Raw genomic sequence first — 21,820 nt, 5'->3', positions numbered from 1 at the left:
TTATGCCTTCCGGGTTTTTTCTGCATTGAAAAGTTAATCTTCGTTGTTCGAGATTGTTTTTAGCGCATTCACGTGGGGCCTGACCGCTTCAATGTCGGCGGGAGGCGCTTCGGCGGCCGTTTTTGTTACGCCAAGGGCCGCTTGCATCATTGCCCGCATCTGGGTTTTTTGCTGATCGCTCATGCCCGGGCTATTCTCCATATCGGCCATCGCCTCTTTCATTTCCTGATTGAGAGCAGGGTTTTCATCTCCCATTTCAATGGCCATCCAGGCCGCGTAAATACGATCGCCGGTGGCAGCCCACTCGTCCAGGTTGCTGAAACCATTATCCTGAACCAGATCTTCAAGGCGGCCGTACCCCTTTTGGCCTTCAAGTTTTTCCACAGACGACGAAATCATTCTCGAAAAATCAATGGATTCAATGTTGCTTGTGTCATTCAGACTCTCAAACTCTGATTCCAGGGCCTGGGCTTTCTCAAGGGTTGTGATGAAATGGCGAATTGTGTTGTCGGTCAGTTTATCTGCGTGGGCGCTAAATGATGCCAGAGAGACCATGAAGGCCAGAAAAACAGGCATCAGACTGGAGTGAAAACGACTGTGCTGAAAACCGGGAAGGTTCATAACGATCTCCTTTCTCGCAATAGGTTACAGGTTCCATCCATCAGGAAGTCTCCTTAGCGTAGGCTCAAAGTGAACAAACCGCCAAGCATTGATGCATCAGCTATAAACAGATCCTGTGACAGATTTGTGAAGTTTTTGCGCTAGACTTCTCATTGATTGCCTTGGTACAGGCTAATGAGGCACAGCAGGCAGGCAAACCGGAGCACCATGACAAGAACGGTACTGATTATTGAAGACAATCCCGGGATTGGCGAACTGGTGAGTATGCAGGTCAGGGATCTCGATATGCAGCCGGTTCTGGCAGATCGCGGGGATAGCGGCCTTGAGCGGTTTCGGCAGGGTGGCATTGATCTGGTTGTGCTTGATTTGATGCTGCCCGGGTTGGATGGCTTATCCGTATGCCGAGAGATTCGTGCGATTCCCGGTTATGTTCCGGTGCTTATGCTGACGGCTAAAAGCACCGAGTTGGACCGGGTACTTGGCCTGGAGATGGGTGCTGATGACTACTTGATAAAACCGTTCAGCGTGGCGGAACTGGCGGCACGTATCAAAGCCCTGTTCCGGCGCGTGGATGCGTTCGCTGCGGGTAGCCCCGGCCACTCGAAAGCTGAAGACGTGGACCTGGAGGGGCTGAAAATAGACCCGGTTCGGCGTCGGGTATTTGTGCATGGCACTGAAGCAGAGCTGACGGCCCGGGAATTCGACCTGCTGTGGCATTTTGCCTGCCATCGCGGCCGGGTATTTAGCCGCGCCCAGTTGCTGGATGCCGTATGGGGGTACAATCACGACGGCTATGAACACACCGTGAACACCCACATTAACCGTTTACGCAACAAAATCGAAACCAACGCTGCGGAGCCTAGATACGTGCAAACGGTCTGGGGTGTCGGCTACCGCTTTCTGGATTAATTTATGGCCCGTCCGGTGTTTCAAACCCTGTATGCGCGCCTCGCGCTGGGCCTGTTTTTGTTGTTGGTTATCGTGGGCGGGCTATTCACTGCCCTCAGCCTTTATTCCGTGCGCGAATACAGCGCGGCGGTCAATCAGACCCTCAACCGTGATTTGGCAAGCCATCTGGTCTCTGATCGTAACCTGGTTACCGATGGCAAAATTAACCATAGCGAGCTGGAGCGCCTGTTTGATCTTTACATGAACATTAACCCCAGCATAGAAATCTACCTGCTGGATCAGAACGGACGCATTCTTTCGTATTCCGCTAACCCCGCCAAGATCAAACGCAAGCATGTGTCGCTGGCACCTATTCGTCGGTTGCTGAATAACCCTGGCGCCTATCCGATACAGGGGGATGACCCGCGCAGCCATGACCGTCGCAAGGTGTTCTCGGTTACTCAGGTGCCCAATGCTCAGCACCCGAAGGGTTATTTGTATGTAGTGCTTCGCGGCGAGGAATATGACTTTGCCGAGAGCATGGTGCACAGCGATCGCTTATTGCGGATGGGTGGCGGCGCTCTGGCCATCAGCCTGTTTGTGGGGCTGCTGGCGGGCCTGTTGTTTTTCCGGTTGCTGACAAAACGCTTATCCCGGCTGACCGCTCGTGTGGAGGCCTTCGAAGCAGAGGCAAAAGATACCGAAAGCACGGGCATTGCAGACAGAGCCGGTGTTCCTGGCGACGATGTGGATTATCTGACCGCCCGATTTGATCAAATGGCGGCGCGTATTGCTGGCCAGTTGGAGTTGTTGAAGGATAAGGATCATCAGCGCCGCCAGCTGGTGGCGCAGGTGTCCCACGATCTACGCACACCACTGGCCTCTATTCAGGGCTACCTGGAAACCCTGGGAATGAAGCAACAGAAGCTGGCCCCGGCCGAGCAACGGCGGTTTTTGGGTATAGCGTTGGCCGAAACCCTGCGCCTCAGCAAACTGGTTGATGAATTGTTTGAGCTGGCGGCCCTGGATGCCAGCGAACGACAACCGTTTGTGGAGCCATTCATGCCCGCGGAGCTGCTGCATGATGTTGCGCAAAAGCACAAACCGAAGGCTGAGCATGTGGGTGTTCTGCTTAACATCACCGGCGCTGAACCCGCCATGGCGCTTGCTGACATTGCCATGACGGAGCGGGTTCTGGATAACCTGATTGGCAACGCTGTTGATCATTCACCGGGCGGTGCCGAGGTAAAGTTGAGCGTGATAGCGCACAGCAACGGCGTTGAAATCTGCGTTGAGGATGTCGGTGAAGGTATTGCACCACAGGATATAGAGCACGTGTTTGACCCGTTTTATCAGGCACCAGGCGCAAGCCGCAGTAAGCACGCGGGGCTTGGTTTGGCTATTGCGCGCCGAATGGCGGAGTTGCAGCAGGGGCGGATTTGTGTAGAAAGCCATTCAGGGGCAGGTGCAAGGTTCCGTTTTTGGTTGCCGTTGGCTGATTCAGCGACAAAAGAATCTGCATCGTTATAGATTCGTAAGAATTAAGGAACGTTTTGGTGAAGTTACGGCGATAGGCTGACAACTGAACATGGCTTTGTACAATACACGCAACACTGCTCTCAGGAGAGTTGTTATGAACCGAAATAGTCTGGCACTGGTCGCTGCGCTGCTTATAGCCGCCACCGGCGCCCTTTATGCCTCAGTTGCCACCGCTGAAAAAGGCGAGCCCAATGCGTATGCGCCTTCTGATCCAGGTCTTGAGGTCGCGACCTTTGCCGGTGGTTGCTTCTGGTGCGTGGAGTCTGGTTACGAAAAAATTCCAGGTGTGGTTGAAGCTGTTTCCGGCTATGCCGGTGGCGATGAACCCAACCCTACCTACCAGCAGGTTTCCTCTGGCCGCACAGACCATACGGAAGCGGTACAGGTGTACTACGATCCTGAAAAAATTACCTATGAAGGCTTGCTGCAAGGGCTGTGGCGTATGATGGATCCGACCGATGCCAAGGGCCAGTTTGTAGACCGCGGTGAACAGTACCGCCCGGCGATTTTTTACCAGAACGATGAGCAAAAGCGCTTGGCGGAAGCCGCTAAAAAAGAGCTGGACGCCAAGGGTATTTATGAAAAGCCGGTGGTAATCGAGATCACCCCACTTAAAACTTTTTATGCGGCTGAGAAGTATCACCAGGATTATTATAAAAAGAATCCGATACGCTATAAGCTCTATACCTTTAACTCCGGTCGCTATCAGTTCATTGAGGACGTGTATGGTGAAGACTATGAGCTGGACTTCAGCCAGTACAAACCTGACACCGAGGCTGCTGGCAAAGCTGAAAAAGGTGCGGATGTCAGTAGCTCTGGTAACAATAAAGGGTTTGATCCACAGGCGTTTGTTAAGCCAGATGCTGATGCGCTGAAGCAACGGCTAACCAGCGAACAGTACGACGTAACACAGAATGATGGCACCGAACGGGCCTTTAGCAACCCGTACTGGGATAACAAGCGCGCTGGCATATACGTGGATATTGTCTCGGGAGAGCCGTTATTTTCATCACGGGATAAGTACAAATCCGGCACCGGCTGGCCAAGTTTTACCCGCCCGTTGAACGACAACATGGTTGTGGAAAAAGAAGACAACGGATTCTTTACCACGCGTACTGAGATTCGCAGTCGCTATGCTGATTCCCACGTTGGGCATGTGTTCAATGATGGCCCGGCGCCTACCGGGCAGCGTTACTGTATGAACTCAGCTGCGCTCAGGTTCATTCCCCTGGAACAGATGGCTGAGGCAGGCTACGGCGAGTGGATTGATGAGGTGAAAACAACGCAATAAAGCCTGCTACAACACCGGTGCCTTAAAGCCACAGTTCACCAATAGGTGTTTGCGGGCTGAAGTGATGATAAATCTGGGCTTGCAATAATTCTGCTGTGGCAATGGCATCAATCAGAGCGTTATGGGCAGCGTAGTGAGGCAGCCTGTAGCGCACTCTGCTGTCTGCCAGGCGAATGGACACTGGCTGTTTACCCATGAGGCGTTGCAGCAGGGAAGGGTTTCGGTTGGGATGTAAATGGGCCTCGATGGCCATGGTGTCGATAACAGGGAAGCGAATGCCCTCGTTCAGGCGTGCCTGCAGCGCCACATCCAGGAATGGCCGCTCGATATTCCTGAAGTGTACTACCGGAATGCGGCCGTTCAGGCTGGCAAAAACCTCTTCAAGTATATCGGACAGATCTGGTGCTTCGTTGATGTCACTGTGGGTAATGCCATGAAAGGTTACCGACGTTTGGTGCAGCGGCAGCCTTGGCCGCACCACCCAGTGCCTGGCCTGACCAAGCATAATCGCATCTAATGTTAGTGGTACCAGCCCGATACTGACAATGGAATGTGAATCTGCCGCCAAGCCGGTGGTCTCAAAGTCCAGTGCCACCATGGGGACGTCTGACATGGGTGTGTCTGCAGATACGCAGCCGGCTTCGTAAAACGCTTTCAGTACCTCTGCCTGGGCGCTGTTGGCCAGAGCCTGGTATTGCTCTGGCCAGGGCAGGAGTTTGATCTCTTCTGACGTGGAAGGAGTGTCATACATGCCGTGTTGCCTGAGTATGATAGCGGAATCTCAGAAATTTCTGGGCGTTGCTGACCACCTGAAAGGCATCTTTAAGATGGCTGCGCTCAAAAGGCGACAGATCTTCCGGCCGTACGTTGTTATCCGGTTCTTCACCCGCTTCCAGAGACAGCGACTGATGACGGATACGAACAATGGAAATAAACTCCAGCGCGTCCCTGAGGTTGCCCAGATCGTCTTCGATAATCAGTTGTGTTTCACCAATACTCTTGAGGCGTTCAAAAGAATTCTGGGCGCGAGAACCACAAGCCAGAGCGTGAATACGCACCAGATCAGACAGCGGCGCTGTGCCCCGACGCTTCAGGTTGAAGGTTTTCTGGTGTTTGCCGTCTTCTTCAAGCACAAAGGTGCGGAAAAAGCCGAGGGGAGGCGTTCGGTTGAGTGCATTTCGCGCCATTAAGGTCAGAAAAAGTTTGCTGTTGCTGGCTTTGGTGGCCACCAGGGATTTGAGCTCTTCCGCAAACTCGACATTGCCGTATATGCCATCCAGATCAAAGAAAATATTGCAGTTAAGGAGTGACTCCGCCTTTGGATTTTCAATCCAGTCGGTAAAGTAATGCCGCCATACTCTTAATGGTTGGCGCCATTTCGGGTTGGTGGCCATGATATCCCCGGTGCAGTAGGTATAGCCGCACTCTGCCAGGCCGTCAGATACAAACTTCGCCAGTGCCAGAAAGTATTCATCGTGCTCCTCTGGCACAAAGCTGTCGTCCAGGATCATGGCATTGTCTTGATCCGTTACCACTAACTGCTCATCCCGCGCCATAGACCCCAATGCCATAAAACAGTAGGGCACGGGTGGCGGGCCCAGCTTTTCTTCCCCCAGCTCCAGAAGGCGCTGGGTAAAGCTGCGACCTATGCCGGCCATAGCACTGCCAATCATGTGTGAGTTGGCGTCTTCATTCACCATGCGCACAAAGCTGTCGCGAACATCGTGACTAATCTTCTTCAGGCCTTTTACATGCTGCTGGTGATAGATATTACTCACCAGGTACAGGCTACTTTGGCTCTCGTATTTCACAATATCTGCAAGCGCAACCACCCCCCGAACCTCATGCCCGTCTATAACCGGAAGGTGATGCACGTTGTTGTGCAGCATGGTCAGCATGGCCTCAAAAATATAACTGCTGGCACGTATGGTGATCAGCCCTGCCGACATGATCTCGCTGACCGGGGTTTCGGAGGGTAATGCTTCGGTTACCGCCCGGGTGCGCAGGTCACGGTCGGTAATAATACCCGTGAGTCGCGCGTTGTCGCCCTCGCCGTCCATCAGCAGCAGGGCCGACACGCCGCTGTCCGTCATAATGCGTGCGGCTTCTTGCAGGCGCACGCTGCTGGGTGCCGAAACGGTTTTTCGGGAAATCAGGCGGCTTACGCGAGACGTCATCAGTGCGTTGGATTTTTCCCGGCGGGACAGGGCAGAGCGTAAGCGGCTGCGGTCTTCTATCTCCACAAAATCGGCAAAGTGTTCATCGCTTTCAAACAGGGTGTGAAAGGTTTCCGCAGGTACACGGTAAAGCAGACTATCTTCCAGCGCCCGGGCCGGAAACCGCACCTGCCGCTGCATGAGCAGGCCAAATTGGCCGAAAATTTCGCCCTCACCGATACGATTGTAGAGCTCACCGGAGCGGCGAAAAATCTCGACGGCACCACTACGAAGATAATACAGGTGGGAGCTGGGCTGGCCGGTTTCCAATATCGGGGTGCCTGCCCGCACGTAGCTGATTTCAATGCTGGCTGTAAGCTGATTAACCAGTTCTTCCGGCATCTCGTTAAACGGCGAATGCTGGACAAGGTGGTTGCGTATATCAATCAGTTCAGCCTGCATGCTGCCTCCGGGGCGGAATAAATAATGCTTGGGCAAAACTATAGCAGAAACCGCCGGTTGCGCGGCCAGGCCGGCACCAAAAGGTGACGTTTCGCATAAGCCGCGCTAATCATGGTTGGCTAGGTGTTTATCCCTAGGTACGAGCATTAGCCGCAACAACTTGATTCTGATCAAGCCTGCGATGTTTGATCTGGCTAAGGTTAGCCTACTACTCATTCAGAGTTATTCGACTTTAGCCATTGAGATTTCGGAGTCTTTTCTATGAAGCACCAACATAAGTTATATCTTGCCATTGCTCTTGTAAGCGGTAGCCTGGCCGCCGCATCGGCTTCTGCAAAAACCGTTGAAGTGCCGGATCTGGATATTGATATCTACGGCTGGGTGAACATGGCGGTGATGTACGGCGATACCGGCCGCGGCTCCGAAACCTACATCGTTGACAACAAGTACGCATCCAGCCGTTTCGGCGCAAAGATCAGTAAGGAAGTGGAAGATCTTGGTGTAACAATCGGTACCCATCTGGAGTTTGAGTACCAGCACAATGATTCAAAGGAAGTTACCCCGGAAAATCGCTCCATAGACGGTGAGCTGGAAGAGCGTCATATCAATGTGTTTGTGGCCGGTGATTTTGGCCAGGTATCTATCGGCCAGGGCTCAGGTGCCGCCGATGGCAATACCGAGATTGACCTTTCCGGCACCAAAGTGGCGGCCTTCTCCAACCTGGGCCTGATGGGTGGCTCCCTGCCGTTTGTGGCTAAAGATGGTGATCCCGGCAAAGACGTAAAGCTGATCCACGCGCTGCATAACCAGGATTTTGAGCAGCGATACGACCGTGTGCGCTACGATAGCCCCAGGTTTGGCCCGTTGACTGTTTCTGTCAGCCAGGGTTACAAAAGTAGCAAGGGCGGCGGCAGCGATGACGTCACTGAACTGGCTGCAAAAGTGACCCTGCCGCTGGCGGGTAAGCTGGTGGCCGGTGTTGGTTACTCGCGCAAAGATGTGGGTGGTGCGGTTGATAAGATAGATGTGTTCGGCGGGTCCGCCTCCTGGTTGCACACCAGTGGCTTTAACTTGACCGGTGTTTACTCAAACCAGGATGGCAGCACCAAGGGCGCTTCAGAATTTTATATGGTGAAAACCGGCTACAAAACCGGCAAGCATTCATTCGCGATTCATCATGCCATGGGTGACGACCGCTCTGAATACTCACCGGCGGTGGTAACCGACAGCGAAGCCAAAGCCTATGGTGTGAGCTACGTGTACGCCCCGGCAAAATGGCTGGATATGTACGCCTCGTTCAACAATTACGAGTTGAGCGCGAAAGAGCGCAGTTACGATAACATCAACGTCGCCATGACCGGCGCCCGCGTTAAGTTCTGATTGGTTCCGGGTTTTCTTTCTCCTGCCTTGGCCCCGCTTGCGGGGCTTTTTTGCGTTGTGTCATAGCGGCCGGTTAGCATGCATGACTGATTCCCGGAGGCACCTCTAAACATGCATACCCTGGTTCTTGGCGGCATTCGTTCTGGTAAAACTGCGCTTGCGGAGCGTTTGGCTTCTGATACACCTGGCTCCGTGGTGTATCTGGCAACCGCCACGGCGGGCGATGACGAGATGCGAGCGCGCATTCAGCGTCATCAGCAACAACGCCCGCCGGCCTGGGGCCTGGCGGAAGAGCCCCTTGCTCTGGCCTCAGTGCTTGCCCGTTATGCCCAAACGCCTGATGCGCCCTGCATTTTAGTGGACTGCATGAGCCTGTGGCTGAGTAATTTGTTGCACGCCGGTGAAGAAACCTTTGCCCGGGAGCGGCAAGCGTTTTCAGAGCAGGTAAGCCGTTATCCTGGCGAACTGGTGATCGTTAGCAACGAAGTGGGGCTGGGCACCATTGGCATGGACCCGCTCACCCGCCGCTTTGCGGACGAGTTGGGCTGGCTGAATCAGTCACTGGCAACACTCAGCGACAAGGTGGTAATGAGTGTTGCCGGCTTGCCTATGGTGTTGAAGCCTTAAGCGCGCCGTGCGCAACCAGACTCTGAAACCGACCGTGTTCTGAGGTATCAACCTGAATCCTGCTGCGACAAGCATAGGGTGTGGTCAAGCTGGCAAACGCCTGTTTTAGCGGAATACCCATAGCATTCGCGACGATCATCCTTATAACACCACCATGACAAACAATCAGCACCTTCTGGCCCGCAAGCGCCTGCTGCCAGTAATGCCAGCTTTCAACAACGCGACCATTAAAATCGATTGCCGGTTCGCCGCCCGGTGGTGTGTTGGCAGTCGGGTTAGCCCAGAACTGCCGCAGCCGTTCGCCATCGCTGGCCATAACGTCTTGCGCAGTGCGGCCTTCCCACTCACCAAAGCTGATTTCCCGCAGACGCTCATCTATATGCAGCGGGATTTGATAGCGATCAGTCAGTTCTTGCGCAAAGTGAGCGCAGCGGAGCATAGGTGATGTGACCATGGCATCCCAGGTATCGTCCTGGGCAATGGCTCCGCGCATTTGCTGCCAACCCAGATTACTTAATGGGTCGTCTTTGCTGCCACGATACATGGGCCCGCCTTCGGGTTCGCCGTGGCGGATGAGATCAAACACCGTGGTGCTGTCAGCCATCTTGATCGTCCTTTGTAGTACTACTTGTCTTTATTGCTGACGCCGGCGTCTTCAAAACTGGCCATGCCGTTGTGTAGCTCGCAGGCAATTTTCAGCAGTGGAACGGCTGCCGCCGCGCCGCTGCCCTCGCCCAGGCGCATACCAAGGTCCAGCAGAGGCTCTGCATCCAGGGCGGCCAGAATAGCCTGGTGGCCAGGCTCGGCAGACCGATGGGCAAAGAGCAGCCAGGGTCGAATGCCTGGCTGGTGGCTTACAGCAATCAACGCGGCAACCGAGACGATATAGCCATCAATCAGTACGGGAATGGACCGTGCCGCACAGCCGGCAATGGCACCCGCCAGGGCTGCAATCTCAAACCCGCCAAAAGCTTTGAGCACGGCCATGGCATCTTCGCCATCATCGTCGTTATCGTGGCGCTGAACGGCGCTGATAATAACTTCTGCTTTATGACGCACTCCGGCCAGGTTCAAGCCCGTACCAGGGCCTGCCAGCTTCATGGGGTTCTTGCTCATCAGCGAGCACGCAATGGCCGTTGCCGATGTGGTGTTGCCTATGCCCATTTCACCGCCTATAAACAGTTGGCAGTTGTTGTCTGCCGCCCGCTGGGCAGCCGCATCGCCCTGGGTAATCGCGGCACAAAGTTGCTCACTGGTCATAGCGTCAATTTCGGCAAAGTTGCGGGTGCAGGGCGCTATGCGGGCATCTATAACCCCCGGTAAATCCGGCGCAATCTCAGCAACTGTGCCAAGGTTAACCACCTCCAGGCCCGCACCCAGTGATTTGGCCAGCACACTGATGGCTGCGCCGCCATTGGCAAAGTTGGCAATCATCTGGGCGGTAACCGCCTGAGGGTAGGCAGAAATCCCTTCCTCGCAAATGCCGTGGTCACCCACAAATACGCTGATATGGGTGCGCTCAAGCGTCGGTGTGTCTGTTCCCTGAAGTCCCGCTAACTGAATGGCGACGTTCTCCAGCCGGCCTAAAGATCCGGCTGGCTTGGTCAGCACATTCTGGCGCTGCTTCGCTTGCTCAAAAAAACGGGCATCGGGTTGTTGGGGAGGGGTAGTCCAACTACTGGGAAACGACATTTCGCATACCTTTAAACATACGTAGGCCGTAAAACAGGTTTTGATTACGGGGTGAGGCTTGGGTTCAATACAGTATGAGGCGGGATCATACTCCGACTGGGCGTAATCAGGTAGGCTTGACGGCTTCACCTTTTGCGCGGCCCGGAAACACCTGTGTTGTTATTCATTCCCTTTATTGTTTGTGTGCTTGCTGTTGTCCTTGACCAACTGCTGGGCGAGCCACGTCGTCTGCACCCCGTTGTCGGCTTTGGGCGAATGGTCAGCACTGTGGAAAAGGTGCTTAACACGGCGCCCGAAAAGTCACAGCGAAGCCTGTCGGCAGGGGGGGTAGCGGTGCTTTTGGTAACGGTACCCGGGTTGATACTGGCGATTTGGGTGTCTTTGGTACTTGATGGGCTGGTTTTGGTGCTGGCCCAGGCAGTCGCGCTCTGGCTGGCTATTTCCCTGCGTGGGCTGACGGAACACGGACAGGCGGTAGTTGAACCGCTACAGGAGGGTGATCTTGCAGCCGCTCGTGACCAGGTTAGCCGTGTTGTCAGCCGCCAGGCCAGTGCACTTGATGAGCAAGGCGTGGCCGCCGCGGCCACTGAATCCATGCTAGAGAATGGTGCAGATGCGGTGTTCGCCAGCCTGTTCTGGTTTCTGGTTGCGGGCATTCCGGGGGTGGTGTTGCATCGAATGGTAAACACGCTGGATGCCATGTGGGGCTATCGTAACCCGCGGTTTCTGTATTTTGGCCGATCCGCAGCGCGACTGGACGATCTGATGGGGTGGGTGCCCGCCCGGCTGACAGCGCTCACTTACATGCTGCTGGGCGACCGAAAACTGGCCTGGCGTTGCTGGCGAAGCCAGGCGCCACAATGGGATAGCCCTAACGCAGGCCCTGTTATGGCAGCGGGTGCCGGTGCCTTAAATGTGCGGCTGGGTGGGCCGTCACCCTATCCCGCCGGTGTTAAACACCGGCCAACCCTGGGCGGCACCCGGAATGCGAATTTCGCCAGTGTGGATGCTGCGATCAGGCTGGTGCGGCGTGGGGTATTGCTGTGGTTGGGTGTGGTTTTGCTGGTTACAACGTTTATTGTTTGGTGGTGAACTCATAATGATGCTGGAACACGGAGGGCGGCTGACCCAGGCCGCAGAGCGCTGGGGCATTCCCCGCTCGGAGTGGCTTGATCTGTCTACCGGCATTAACCCAATCGGCTGGCCGGTGCCCGAGATACCGGCAGAACTCTGGCAAAGACTGCCGGAAGCGGACGACGGGCTGGAAGAGGTTATTCGCCAGTGGTCAGGTACCCCTTTTTCGGCCGCCTGCGTTCCTGTGCCCGGCAGCCAGGCGGCTATTATGGCTTTGCCAGGATTGCGTAAATCCTGCCGTGTGGGCGTACCCGTGCCTGGTTATCGTGAACATGGGCACAGCTGGCGAAACGCGGGCCACACAGTTGTTCCCATAGGACCTGAGCAAACCCGTTGCGGCGCCTCCGGTTGCGATGATCGCTGGCTGGATCAGCTGGATGTGCTGGTTTGGATTAACCCCAACAACCCCACCGGGGAAATAATCCCGCCTTCCACTCTGTTGCGTTGGCATCAGCGGCTGCAAAAGCGTGGCGGCTGGTTGATTGTTGACGAGGCATTTATGGACGCCACGCCGGTGTTTAGTTTGTGTCCCCATGTCGGGCGGCCGGGGTTGATCGTTCTGCGTTCGCTTGGGAAGTTTTTTGGTTTGGCAGGGGTGCGAGCAGGGGCGGTGCTGACGGATGTTGCCGTTGCTGATGCTTTAAAAACATTGCTTGGCCCATGGCCGCTTGGTGGGCCAGCTCGTTTTGTGATGGCGCAGGCGTTAAGTGATACGGATTGGCAGCTTCAGGCTCGCGCGCACTTGCAACAAAGCGCAGCCAGGTTACGGGAGGTGTTGCAGACAGCCGGGCTTTCGTTGGCTGGGGGCAGTGTGCTTTTTCAGACAGTTCGCACAGACCGTCCACAGGTGCTGGCGGATCAGCTAGCTGAACAGGCGGTATGGGTTAGGGTGTTTGAGCGGCCGGGGATGTTGCGCTTTGGGTTGGTGGCGGAAGAGTGGCAGTGGCGAAAGCTTGAAATGGCTCTGGCTTAAAAGACTTGCGTTTAGTCATTGACCAAATATTAACGCATTGTTAGCCTTGCCCCGCGTTTGCAGGTGTTGTTGTGGTGCAATCATCGTCGCTACAACAGTGAAACGGGAAGCCGGTTAAAGTCCGGCACTGCCCCCGCAACGGTAAGTGAGTGATCGGCGAAGAGAGATGCCACTGTGCACAAGCATGGGAAGGCTTACGCTGGTCAGTATGACAACTCACAAGTCCGGAGACCGGCCTGCAAACACACCGAACGCTGCGGAGGGCAGTTGCGGTGGGTAAACACCGGCCTGTCCTACGGAATTTCCCCACCTTTTGTCACTCTCTATCCTGGCTTATTTGCCGGGTTTCGCTTCCCTTTGCAGCACCAATAATCAGCCATGCGGGTGCGCGTGGTGCGTCTTTGAGTGCGTTTTATGACTGTTTCCCGACTGCTTGCCAGTAGTTTTTTGCTTCCTGTTTCCCTTACTCCGCTATCCCTCGCCGTGGCTCAGGAAAATGAGGCTTCACAACTCGATCCCATTGTTGTTACTGCAACGCTCGGGCCTGAAACGATAGGCGAAAGCCTTGCGTCCGTTACGGTTATTGAAGAAAAGGATATTCGCTCCAAGGCGCCTTCCGATTTCTCCGATCTTTTGCGTGGCCAGCCGGGTATTAACGTCACTGGCAATGGCTCCTTCGGTAAAACAACGAGCGTGTATACCCGCGGTGTCCAAAATGCTGGTACGGTTTTTCTGCTTGATGGTATAAAACTGCATTCGGCGACGGGTGGCGGGGCTCCATGGCAATTCGTCCCGACCGAACTCGTGCAGCGAGTGGAAGTTGTGCGGGGGCCTCGCAGTTCACTTTATGGCGCAGATGCCATGGGTGGAGTAGTGCAGGCTTTTACGCTGGATCCAAAGTATGGCAATCGAGGTTGGGTTGAAGCGGGAGCGGGTAATTTTGACACCCAGAAGGTGAGCGCAGGTGCCTCCGGTTCGGCAGGCAATACGCGATTCAGCTTGAGTGGCCTGCACAAGGAAACAGACGGTACCGCAATTGTTGAAAATGGCGACGACAAAGGCTTCCGTAATACCTCTGGGCTTGGCCGAGTTGTTCATGATTTTGATAATGGCGGGGAAGCGAGCGTTATGCTCTTGCAGTCTGAGGGTAACACCGAATACGAGGGCGGCAATACGGATTACACGATTCGTACTGTTGGTTTTGGGCTGGTAACGCCTCTGAATGACTACTGGCAAACGGGTATCCAGTTCGCAGAGTCCCGGGATGACGAAAAATCCTTCTCCGGCGGCAGTGAAAGCTACTACAACACTCGCCTGCGGCAGGCTCGATGGGAAAATACCTTCACTTACAGCGTCCACGAACTGGTTGTTGGCGCCGAGCTACAACAGGATGAAGTCAGCAGCTCTATGGACTTCAACGAAACCAGTAGGACCAATACGGCAGTGTTTAGTCAGCTGCGTATGAACTTTGGCTCGCTCGATACCCAGCTGAGTTTGCGCAGTGATGACAACGAAGCGTACGGAACCAAAGAGACTGGCGGTGTGGCATTGGGCTACAGTTTTGACCGCTCTCACCGTGTTCGTGCCAGTTACGGTACCGCTTTTCGGGCGCCGACTTTTAACAACTTGTACTATCCAACCACACCTTTCTACCGCGGCAATCCCGATTTGAAGCCCGAGGAGTCAGAAACCTTTGAGTTGGGTGCCAGTGGTAATTATCAAAGATGGTTCTGGGATTTGGCCGTTTATCAAATGGACGTTGATGATCTGATTGGCTCCGGAGAGGTTGGCGGTGTTTCGTCCAGTATTAACGTTGATAAGGCCAGGATTCGCGGGGCTGAACTTGGTGGCGGGTTTGAGCATAATGGCTGGCGTGCAGCCATTGCTTTGACGTATATGGATCCGAAAGACCGTGATACAGGAAAGCAGCTGGCACGCCGCACCAAGCGGACCGCCCGCTTCGATCTGGACAAGGCCGTCAGTAACTTTACATTTGGCGGTTCTGTGATCGCTGAGGGCGAGCGTTACAATAAAGCTGCCAATACAAACCTGCTAGCAGGGTTTGCGACCCTTGATTTGCGCGCTGGCTGGAATTTTGCCCCGGACTGGAGTACCCGCCTGACGCTGGTAAACGTTCTGGACAAAGAGTATTCAACAGCAGAGCGCTTTGATGGTAAAAAATATATTGCTGCGGGTCGCACAGGCATGCTCACCGTGCGCTATGACCTCCGCTGAGTGAGTGTTAAATAATGAGCTGTTGGCCGGTTAAAGCATTATTCTGCGTACTTTTGGTTCTGTCGCCAACGGTATGGGCAGAGGTATGTGCCGAAGATGCGGAAGGAAAGCGTGTGTGCTTGCCTGAACCGGCCCAGCGAATAGCCACGCTGTCGCCGGGCGCCACCGAACTTGTCTTTGCCGCGGGTGCTGGCGACAAGGTAGTCGCTGTTGTTAATCACAGCGACTACCCGCCCGCTGCTCGCAAGCTGCCCCTGGTAGGCAATCACACCAGAATAGATCTGGAAACGCTTTTGGCACTGAAACCGGACCTGGTGGTTACCTGGGTAACCGGTAACCCGCCCGCACAGATAGAAATGTTAAAAGAACTTGGCATGCCCATGTTTGCCATCGAACCTCGGTCTTTCGAGGAGGTGTCCAGCACTATTGAACGGCTCTCCGTTCTGGCAGGCACGGAGCATGAGGGGTTTGCGGAAGCGGAACGTTTTCGAATGGGTATTGCGGAGGTTGCTGAGCAGTATCGCAATGCCGAGCCCATACGGGTTTTCTATCAGGTGTGGGAAACGCCTTTGATGACCATTAACAACGAGCACTTGATTGGCAAGGTGTTGCAGCTGTGTGGAGGCCTGAACGTATTTGGCGATATGTCGCGCATGGTGCCCAGAATCAGCGCCGAAGTTGTCCTTCAGGCTGATCCCCATGTCATTCTGACCGGAAGCGTTGAAGGTGCCAGTGATGATGAGCTGGACCACTGGAAAGACTATTCTGAAATGAGTGCGGTTGCCCGGGATAACCTGTTCTTTGTTCCCGCTTCACCTATTTCCAGGCCCACACCAAGGCTGCTTGAAGCCAGTAAGCTGATCTGTGAAAAGCTGGATATTGTCCGTGAACATTGAGTGTTTGAATGAGAACCTGCAGGCCGCTAGCCGATGACACGCTCTTTGCTGAGTCTTGGCGCAGTGTCACTGGCCGCGGTGTTTTTGGCTTTAGCGTTGGGGAGTGTGACCATTTCTCTCCCTGATCTTTGGCAGGTTATTCAGGGCCAGGGCAGTGCGTTGCATCGTACTCTGTTGTGGGAACTTCGGCTGCCGCGCACACTCGCAGCATTTGCCACTGGCGGCCTGCTGGCTGTGGCAGGCGCGCTGATGCAAGTCTTGCTCCGCAATCCACTGGCGGATCCCTATGTGTTGGGGCTGTCCGGTGGTGCCGCAGTTGGGGCATTGCTGGCTATGCTGACGGGTATGGGCACATTGCTGATATCAGGTTCGGCATTTGCCGGCGCCATGCTGGCAACGATGCTGGTATTCGGTCTGGCCCACGGCACCGGCAGCTGGACTCCCTCACGCCTGCTGCTGACGGGCGTGGTAGTTGCCGCAGGTTGGGGCGCGGTGATTACGCTTATGCTCGCCGTTACTCCTTCGTACAAGCTCCCCGGCATGTTGTACTGGCTGATGGGCGATGTGTCCTATGCGCGCACACCCTGGCCGCCTCTGATTGTGTTGGCGTTATCCATCGTGGTCATTTTGCCTCTGGCCCGAAATCTGAATGTACTCGCGCGTGGGCCTATGCAGGCCGCCGCCCTTGGCGTCTCTGTTCGACCTCTGGAATGGGCCATTTACCTTCTTGCCAGCCTGTTGACGGCTACCGCAGTGACCACGGCCGGCAGTATCGGTTTTGTGGGTCTGATTGTGCCGCACATGCTCCGGCTGGTGCTGGGGAATGATCAGCGCATTATCCTGCCAGCTTGTGCCCTGGCAGGCGGCACCTTGCTGGTACTGGCGGACACACTGGCACGCACGGTGATTGCGCCCGAGCAATTACCGGTTGGCGTGATTACCGCACTGCTGGGCGTACCCACGTTCCTGTATCTGCTGCACCGGAGCCGCTGATGAGTAAGTTGCGTACCCGTGATTTGATTATCAACGTACCGGGGCGGCCTGATAGCTATGCTTTGAACATGGAGATCGAGCCAGGCCAGACTTGGGGTGTGCTTGGCCCCAACGGTGCGGGCAAAACCACGCTACTTCATACACTCGCCGGTTTGCTTCCCTCCCGTAGCGGTCAGGTAATGCTCAACGCGACGCCTTTAACAGAGCTCAAACGCCGTGACATTGCCCGTCATCTGGGGCTGGTGTTTCAGGAGCGGCAGGACAGCTTTCCGGCAACGGTTATAGAAACCGCCCTGATCGGGCGTCACCCCTGGCTGTCGGCCTGGGAAAGTGAGCAGGGTGAAGATCTGGATCGTGCCCAACGTGCTTTGGCCGCTTTGGATGTTGATTATTTGTCTGGCCGGCTGCTGAATACATTGTCTGGTGGCGAGCGACAGCGTGTTGCGATAGCAACGCTGATGACGCAAAACCCGGATGTATGGCTGCTGGATGAGCCCACCAATCATCTGGATTTGCACCACCAGGTCAGGGTAATGACTATTCTCCGGGATCAGGCCTATGCAGGGAAAACAGTGTTCATGTGCCTGCACGATCTGAACCTGGCCGCACGCTGGTGTAGTCATGTTCTGCTGTTATATACCAACGGCGATGCGTGCTGGGGCCCAGCGGAATCCATGCTTAAGCCCTCGGCGCTCGAGAGGCTGTATAACCAGAAACTGACCACTGTAGAGGTCGATGGGGCTCCCGTGTTTGTGCCGGTGTCCTCCTGATTCAATTTATGGAATAGGTGAATTGATGAATTTAGCTGTACCGGCAGTGATGATTACTGCGCCCGCCTCCGGGCAGGGTAAATCCATGGTAACGGCCGCGCTGGCACGGCTTCATCGCAACGCGGGGCGCAAAGTATGTGTGTTCAAACACGGCCCGGACTATCTGGATCCAATGGTGCTGGAACTTGCCTCTGGAAACCCTGTTTACCAACTCCACCCCTGGATGACCGGCGAAGATGAGTGTCGGTGGCGATTGGCAGAAGCGGCGAAAACGGCAGATCTTATTCTGATCGAAGGTGCAATGGGGCTGTTCGACGGCGATCCGTCAAGCGCTGACCTGGCAAAGCTGATGGCTATTCCTGCGCTGCCGGTGATTGATGCTGGTGGCATGGCACAAACCTTTGGTGCTGTTGCCTTGGGCCTCGCCAGTTTTGATCCCGACCTCGCTGTATATCAGGTTGTTGCCAACAAAATTGGCAGCCCGCGCCATGGCGATATGTTGCGTGAAGGGTTGCCTGAAGGTGTCAGTTTGCTGGGTGCTGTTCCCCGTGATGAGGCAATGAGTATTCCCGATCGGCACCTGGGGCTGGTTCAGCCGGCAGAGCTGGAGAACCTCGATCAACAGCTGAATAAAGCGGCCGAAGTGCTCAAAGCCGCAGGCCTTGATGAGTTACCGAAGACGATACCTGTCAGGGCTGCCGAGCCGGTCAGGCCCCAAGCGTTACTGGCCGGAGTGCGCATTGCGATTGCCCGGGATCTTGCCTTCAGTTTTATTTACCGCGCGAATACCGAGTTGCTGCATGCGATGGGCGCCGAGCTGCATTATTTTTCGCCCCTGAAAGACGCAGAACTGCCAGCCGCCGACGCCCTTTGGCTTCCGGGTGGCTACCCCGATCTTCATGGCAGCGCGCTTGCAAAGAATGAGTCTATGGGACAAGCCATCAGGGCGTTCCACCATTCCGGCAAGCCAATACTCGCAGAATGCGGCGGCTTGATCGCCTGTATGGAAGAGTTCACCGATAAGGAAGGCGTGGCGCACTCGCTATTCGGGATCGTGCGGGGGCAGGCAACCATTGCCAAACGCCTCCAGGGCATTGGTATGCACAGCCTCGCCACGAAGCAGGGGGAGCTGCGAGGCCACACGTTTCATCGGTTTACATTAAGCACACACTGGGCAGCCGTGGCGCACACCCAAAAACAGGCAGGCACCGGGAGTGAGCTCGTGTTCGGTGACAAAAGCTTGGTCGCCAGCCTGTTTTACAGCTATTTCCCATCAGCACCCGGCGTTGTTGCCGCTATTTTCAAGGGCCAACCGCTGGCATTTTCTAATGACGAGGAGAGCACACCATGAAAGAACGCGCAAAAGACCCCGAACGCCACGCCAAGCGCATGGCCGCGAAGCAGAAAATCATGCACGAACGCATAGCCAATGCCCAGAAAGAGCAGGGCATATTGCTGGTGCTGACTGGCCCAGGCAAAGGCAAAAGCAGCTCCGGGTTTGGCATGGTGGCGCGCTCTCTGGGCCACGGCATGAAAGTGGGCATTGTACAGTTCATCAAAGGTGCCTTCAGCACTGGCGAAGAAGCCTTCTTCCGGGATTTGCCCAATGTGGACTACCACGTAATGGGGCAGGGCTATACCTGGGAAACCCAGAGTCGGGAGCAGGATGTGGCATCGGCCAACGCCGCCTGGGACATAGTAGCCGGCATGCTGAAAGATGAAAGCTACGACCTGATTCTGCTGGATGAGCTGAACATTGCGCTGAAGTACGACTACATAGATCTGGACCGGGTACTGGACGATTTGCAGGGCCGCGCCGAGATGCAACATGTGGTGGTTACCGGCCGGAATGCCCCGCAAGAGCTGATTGATATTGCAGATACCGTTACCGAAATGGGTGCGGTGAAACACGCGTTCAAGGATCAGGGCATCAAGGCTCAGAAGGGTGTTGAGCTGTAAATGACCACACTGATGATTCAGGGCACCACCTCCGATGCCGGTAAAACCACTGTTGTCGCAGCCCTGTGTCGTTGGCTGGCGCGCCAGGGCGTGTCAGTAGCGCCATTCAAACCCCAGAACATGGCCCTGAACAGTGCCGTTACGGTGGATGGTGGTGAAATCGGCCGCTCCACGGCGTTGCAAGCCCTGGCCTGCGGCCTCGAGCCCCACAGCGACATGAACCCGGTGCTGCTGAAACCGCAAAGCGACTGCGGCGCCCAGGTGATTCTGCGCGGCCAGGTACACGGCAACATGGAGGCGCTGGACTACCACGCCTACAAAGCGGAGGCGATGAAGGCCGTCATGGAGGCCTGGCGTTCGCTCAGTGAGCGCTACGATGTGATCATTGCCGAGGGTGCCGGCAGCCCGGCCGAGGTGAACCTGCGGGCCAACGACATCGCCAACATGGGTTTTGCCGAAGCGGCGGATTGCCCGGTATTGCTGGTGGGCGACATCGACCGGGGTGGCGTGTTTGCCCAGCTGGTGGGTACGCTGGCGCTGCTCTCCGGGAGCGAACAGCAGCGCACAAAAGGCTTTATCATCAACCGCTTTCGTGGCGACATCAGTCTGTTGGAGCCGGGCCTGGACTGGCTGACCGAGCGCACGGGCAAGCCGGTACTGGGCGTGTTGCCCTACCTTCATGGCCTGATTGTGGATTCCGAAGACAGCATTGGTACCTCTGGCAGCAGCGAAGCCGACGCTCTCAACGTGATTGTTCCCGTATTGCCTCGCATCAGTAATCACAATGATTTTGATCCTTTGCGCCTGCACCCAGGTGTAAACCTACAGTTCATCGGGCCGGATCAGACCATTCCTTCGGCGGATTTAATCATACTTCCCGGCAGTAAAAGCACCCGCACGGATCTGGCCTTTCTGCACAGTCAGGGCTGGCCAAAAGCCATCCGGAAACATCTGCGCTACGGCGGCAAGGTATTTGGTATTTGTGGTGGCTTTCAAATGTTGGGCGAGCAGGTGGATGACCCAAATGGACTGGAAGGCGGTGCCGGTTCTACAAACGGCTTGGGTTTGTTGGAAATGACCACCACCATGGTTGCCGGTAAACAGCTGAGGAATGTAAGTGGCACACTCACCTTTCAAACGGATATGTCTGGCAGTGACCGTGTGGTTTTCAGCGGTTATGAAATGCATAACGGCGTGAGTGAGGGAGCGGCTCTGGCGCAGCCACTGGGCTGTATGAAAGGCAGTAGCGAAGGCGCAATGAGCACCGACGGCCAAGTCGCCGGAACCTATGTGCATGGAATATTTGATGAGCCCGCCGCTTGTGATGCCCTGCTGCATTGGGCTGGGCTAAACCAATCGGGCTCTGCGGTGGACTATCAGCAACATCGCTTGGCCCAGCTTGACCGGTTGGCTGATCAGGTAGAACAGCATCTGGATACCGCATGGCTGCGCGAGCTGCTGAACCTGAACCCGACAGCGATCAACCTGGAGGAGATCAGGCACAGTGAGTAAATCAGATCACAGTTTCAGCGACAGTGAGCGCGCCGGACTCTACCGCGCCATATACGAGCGCCGCGACGTACGCTCGCAGTTTCTGCCCGACCCCATACCCCGACCCGTACTGGCGAGACTCTTGAAAGCCGCGCACCATGCACCCTCGGTGGGTTTTATGCAGCCCTGGGATTTTATCCTCATCGACAGCGCCGAAGTACGCCAGCAAGTGCTGGCAAGTTTTAACGAAGAAAACGCCAAAGCCGCAGACAACTATACCGGTGAGCGCCAACAAACCTACCGCAGCCTGAAATTACAGGGCATTACCGAAAGCCCGATGAATTTGTGCATTACCTGTGATCGCAGCCGTGGCGGCACCCACGTCTTGGGGCGCAATTCCATTGTGGAGATGGATTTGTTCAGCACCTGCCTGGCGGTACAGAATTTATGGCTGGCGGCTCGGGCGGAAGGTATAGGTGTAGGCTGGGTGAGTATCATCGATCAAGGCGAGCTGGCGAAGATCCTCAACCTGCCGGATAACGTATATCCGCTGGCTTATCTGTGCCTTGGCTACGTCAGCGAGTTTGCGGACCAGCCCGAGCTGGAAGCCAAAGGCTGGCGCTCGCGCTTGCCGCTGGACGAGTTGGTGCATGGTAACCGCTGGGGTGTCTCGCTGGATGACAAGGCATTGCTGGGTAAACTGACAAAGTGAG

At 55.5% G+C, this 21,820-nt stretch carries 20 protein-coding genes and 1 riboswitch; of the genes, 15 read left to right on the top strand and 5 right to left on the bottom strand.

Going from position 1 to position 21,820, the window contains the following annotated elements:
* Positions 1 to 33: 33 nt before the first annotated feature.
* Entirely contained in the window at positions 34 to 621 is a 588-nt protein-coding gene (locus tag ACTHYN_RS08720; protein WP_441812066.1) for a hypothetical protein, read from the bottom strand.
* Positions 622 to 828: 207 nt separating this feature from the next.
* Between ACTHYN_RS08720 and ACTHYN_RS08715 the strand changes: the two genes are divergently transcribed.
* From ACTHYN_RS08715 to msrB, 3 genes are all read left to right on the top strand, one after another.
* Positions 829 to 1,530: a response regulator transcription factor gene (locus tag ACTHYN_RS08715; protein ID WP_441812065.1), complete on the top strand. Its 702-nt coding sequence runs from the start codon at positions 829 to 831 to the stop codon at positions 1,528 to 1,530.
* A gap of 3 nt (positions 1,531 to 1,533) precedes the next feature.
* Positions 1,534 to 3,039 (top strand): ATP-binding protein, encoded by a 1,506-nt coding sequence (locus ACTHYN_RS08710; RefSeq protein WP_441812064.1) that lies wholly within the window; start codon positions 1,534 to 1,536, stop codon positions 3,037 to 3,039.
* A 103-nt stretch (positions 3,040 to 3,142) separates the two neighbouring features.
* Positions 3,143 to 4,339, top strand: a complete 1,197-nt coding sequence (gene msrB, locus ACTHYN_RS08705; RefSeq protein WP_441812063.1) for a peptide-methionine (R)-S-oxide reductase MsrB — start codon at positions 3,143 to 3,145, stop codon at positions 4,337 to 4,339.
* Between the two features lie 22 nt (positions 4,340 to 4,361).
* Here the strand turns inward: msrB and ACTHYN_RS08700 are convergent, their stop codons facing one another.
* Both ACTHYN_RS08700 and ACTHYN_RS08695 read right to left on the bottom strand, forming a co-directional pair.
* A complete protein-coding gene (locus tag ACTHYN_RS08700) occupies positions 4,362 to 5,090 on the bottom strand; it encodes a 3'-5' exonuclease (protein WP_441812062.1) in 729 nt (242 codons plus the stop codon).
* Positions 5,083 to 6,957: a DUF294 nucleotidyltransferase-like domain-containing protein gene (locus ACTHYN_RS08695; RefSeq protein ID WP_441812061.1), complete on the bottom strand. Its 1,875-nt coding sequence runs from the start codon at positions 6,955 to 6,957 to the stop codon at positions 5,083 to 5,085. Before ACTHYN_RS08695 ends, ACTHYN_RS08700 begins: the two co-directional genes overlap by 8 nt.
* Before the next feature lie 261 nt (positions 6,958 to 7,218).
* On the opposite strand from ACTHYN_RS08695, the gene ACTHYN_RS08690 reads away from it, so the two are divergent.
* Positions 7,219 to 8,337 carry a porin gene (locus ACTHYN_RS08690; RefSeq protein WP_441812060.1) on the top strand — a complete coding sequence of 373 codons (1,119 nt, stop codon included), beginning with the start codon at positions 7,219 to 7,221 and terminating at the stop codon, positions 8,335 to 8,337.
* A 111-nt stretch (positions 8,338 to 8,448) separates the two neighbouring features.
* The gene (gene cobU, locus ACTHYN_RS08685; RefSeq protein WP_441812059.1) at positions 8,449 to 8,964 is read left to right on the top strand and encodes a bifunctional adenosylcobinamide kinase/adenosylcobinamide-phosphate guanylyltransferase; all 516 of its coding nucleotides are present in this window, start codon (positions 8,449 to 8,451) and stop codon (positions 8,962 to 8,964) included.
* Here cobU and ACTHYN_RS08680 read toward each other — a convergent pair.
* Complete coding sequence (locus ACTHYN_RS08680) at positions 8,945 to 9,568, bottom strand: histidine phosphatase family protein (RefSeq protein ID WP_441812058.1); 624 nt, start codon at positions 9,566 to 9,568, stop codon at positions 8,945 to 8,947. The two genes, cobU and ACTHYN_RS08680, sit on opposite strands and share 20 nt — an antisense overlap.
* Before the next feature lie 20 nt (positions 9,569 to 9,588).
* Positions 9,589 to 10,656, bottom strand: coding sequence for a nicotinate-nucleotide--dimethylbenzimidazole phosphoribosyltransferase (gene cobT, locus ACTHYN_RS08675; RefSeq protein WP_441812057.1), 1,068 nt, complete (start codon positions 10,654 to 10,656; stop codon positions 9,589 to 9,591).
* Between the two features lie 153 nt (positions 10,657 to 10,809).
* Here cobT and cbiB point away from each other — a divergent pair, with 153 nt between their 5' ends.
* From cbiB to bluB, 10 genes are all read left to right on the top strand, one after another.
* Positions 10,810 to 11,748 carry an adenosylcobinamide-phosphate synthase CbiB gene (gene cbiB / locus ACTHYN_RS08670; protein WP_441812056.1) on the top strand — a complete coding sequence of 313 codons (939 nt, stop codon included), beginning with the start codon at positions 10,810 to 10,812 and terminating at the stop codon, positions 11,746 to 11,748.
* A 10-nt stretch (positions 11,749 to 11,758) separates the two neighbouring features.
* On the top strand, positions 11,759 to 12,763 hold the full coding sequence (cobD, locus tag ACTHYN_RS08665; RefSeq protein WP_441812079.1) for a threonine-phosphate decarboxylase CobD: 1,005 nt from the start codon (positions 11,759 to 11,761) through the stop codon (positions 12,761 to 12,763).
* Between the two features lie 44 nt (positions 12,764 to 12,807).
* Positions 12,808 to 13,017: riboswitch (cobalamin riboswitch) on the top strand.
* 160 nt (positions 13,018 to 13,177) lie between these two features.
* Positions 13,178 to 14,998: a TonB-dependent receptor domain-containing protein gene (locus ACTHYN_RS08660; RefSeq protein ID WP_441812055.1), complete on the top strand. Its 1,821-nt coding sequence runs from the start codon at positions 13,178 to 13,180 to the stop codon at positions 14,996 to 14,998.
* Positions 14,999 to 15,012: 14 nt separating this feature from the next.
* Positions 15,013 to 15,894: a cobalamin-binding protein gene (locus ACTHYN_RS08655; protein WP_441812054.1), complete on the top strand. Its 882-nt coding sequence runs from the start codon at positions 15,013 to 15,015 to the stop codon at positions 15,892 to 15,894.
* A gap of 33 nt (positions 15,895 to 15,927) precedes the next feature.
* On the top strand, positions 15,928 to 16,887 hold the full coding sequence (locus tag ACTHYN_RS08650) for a FecCD family ABC transporter permease (protein WP_441812053.1): 960 nt from the start codon (positions 15,928 to 15,930) through the stop codon (positions 16,885 to 16,887).
* Positions 16,887 to 17,657 carry an ABC transporter ATP-binding protein gene (locus ACTHYN_RS08645; RefSeq protein WP_441812052.1) on the top strand — a complete coding sequence of 257 codons (771 nt, stop codon included), beginning with the start codon at positions 16,887 to 16,889 and terminating at the stop codon, positions 17,655 to 17,657. The genes ACTHYN_RS08650 and ACTHYN_RS08645 overlap by 1 nt, the downstream gene beginning before the upstream one ends.
* 25 nt (positions 17,658 to 17,682) lie before the next feature.
* Entirely contained in the window at positions 17,683 to 19,008 is a 1,326-nt protein-coding gene (locus tag ACTHYN_RS08640) for a cobyrinate a,c-diamide synthase (RefSeq protein ID WP_441812051.1), read from the top strand.
* Entirely contained in the window at positions 19,005 to 19,616 is a 612-nt protein-coding gene (gene cobO, locus ACTHYN_RS08635; protein ID WP_441812050.1) for a cob(I)yrinic acid a,c-diamide adenosyltransferase, read from the top strand. Before ACTHYN_RS08640 ends, cobO begins: the two co-directional genes overlap by 4 nt.
* Positions 19,617 to 21,128 carry a cobyric acid synthase gene (locus ACTHYN_RS08630; protein ID WP_441812049.1) on the top strand — a complete coding sequence of 504 codons (1,512 nt, stop codon included), beginning with the start codon at positions 19,617 to 19,619 and terminating at the stop codon, positions 21,126 to 21,128.
* Positions 21,121 to 21,819 carry a 5,6-dimethylbenzimidazole synthase gene (gene bluB, locus ACTHYN_RS08625; protein WP_441812048.1) on the top strand — a complete coding sequence of 233 codons (699 nt, stop codon included), beginning with the start codon at positions 21,121 to 21,123 and terminating at the stop codon, positions 21,817 to 21,819. The genes ACTHYN_RS08630 and bluB overlap by 8 nt, the downstream gene beginning before the upstream one ends.
* Position 21,820 lies beyond the last annotated feature (1 nt).

Origin of the sequence: Marinobacter sp., from assembly GCF_052091845.1 — a bacterium.
GTDB lineage: Bacteria > Pseudomonadota > Gammaproteobacteria > Pseudomonadales > Oleiphilaceae > Marinobacter.
Note: the sequence above shows the minus strand (reverse complement) of the source record. Positions and strands in the feature narration are given on the sequence as shown.

Coding starts and splice junctions, on each gene's coding strand:
- ACTHYN_RS08720 (WP_441812066.1), bottom strand. CDS start 621: ATGAACCTTCCCGGTTTTCAGCACAGTCGTTTTCACTCCAGTCTGATG.
- ACTHYN_RS08715 (WP_441812065.1), top strand. CDS start 829: ATGACAAGAACGGTACTGATTATTGAAGACAATCCCGGGATTGGCGAA.
- ACTHYN_RS08710 (WP_441812064.1), top strand. CDS start 1,534: ATGGCCCGTCCGGTGTTTCAAACCCTGTATGCGCGCCTCGCGCTGGGC.
- msrB (WP_441812063.1), top strand. CDS start 3,143: ATGAACCGAAATAGTCTGGCACTGGTCGCTGCGCTGCTTATAGCCGCC.
- ACTHYN_RS08700 (WP_441812062.1), bottom strand. CDS start 5,090: ATGTATGACACTCCTTCCACGTCAGAAGAGATCAAACTCCTGCCCTGG.
- ACTHYN_RS08695 (WP_441812061.1), bottom strand. CDS start 6,957: ATGCAGGCTGAACTGATTGATATACGCAACCACCTTGTCCAGCATTCG.
- ACTHYN_RS08690 (WP_441812060.1), top strand. CDS start 7,219: ATGAAGCACCAACATAAGTTATATCTTGCCATTGCTCTTGTAAGCGGT.
- cobU (WP_441812059.1), top strand. CDS start 8,449: ATGCATACCCTGGTTCTTGGCGGCATTCGTTCTGGTAAAACTGCGCTT.
- ACTHYN_RS08680 (WP_441812058.1), bottom strand. CDS start 9,568: ATGGCTGACAGCACCACGGTGTTTGATCTCATCCGCCACGGCGAACCC.
- cobT (WP_441812057.1), bottom strand. CDS start 10,656: ATGTCGTTTCCCAGTAGTTGGACTACCCCTCCCCAACAACCCGATGCC.
- cobD (WP_441812079.1), top strand. CDS start 11,759: ATGCTGGAACACGGAGGGCGGCTGACCCAGGCCGCAGAGCGCTGGGGC.
- ACTHYN_RS08660 (WP_441812055.1), top strand. CDS start 13,178: ATGACTGTTTCCCGACTGCTTGCCAGTAGTTTTTTGCTTCCTGTTTCC.
- ACTHYN_RS08655 (WP_441812054.1), top strand. CDS start 15,013: ATGAGCTGTTGGCCGGTTAAAGCATTATTCTGCGTACTTTTGGTTCTG.
- ACTHYN_RS08650 (WP_441812053.1), top strand. CDS start 15,928: ATGACACGCTCTTTGCTGAGTCTTGGCGCAGTGTCACTGGCCGCGGTG.
- ACTHYN_RS08645 (WP_441812052.1), top strand. CDS start 16,887: ATGAGTAAGTTGCGTACCCGTGATTTGATTATCAACGTACCGGGGCGG.
- ACTHYN_RS08640 (WP_441812051.1), top strand. CDS start 17,683: ATGAATTTAGCTGTACCGGCAGTGATGATTACTGCGCCCGCCTCCGGG.
- cobO (WP_441812050.1), top strand. CDS start 19,005: ATGAAAGAACGCGCAAAAGACCCCGAACGCCACGCCAAGCGCATGGCC.
- ACTHYN_RS08630 (WP_441812049.1), top strand. CDS start 19,617: ATGACCACACTGATGATTCAGGGCACCACCTCCGATGCCGGTAAAACC.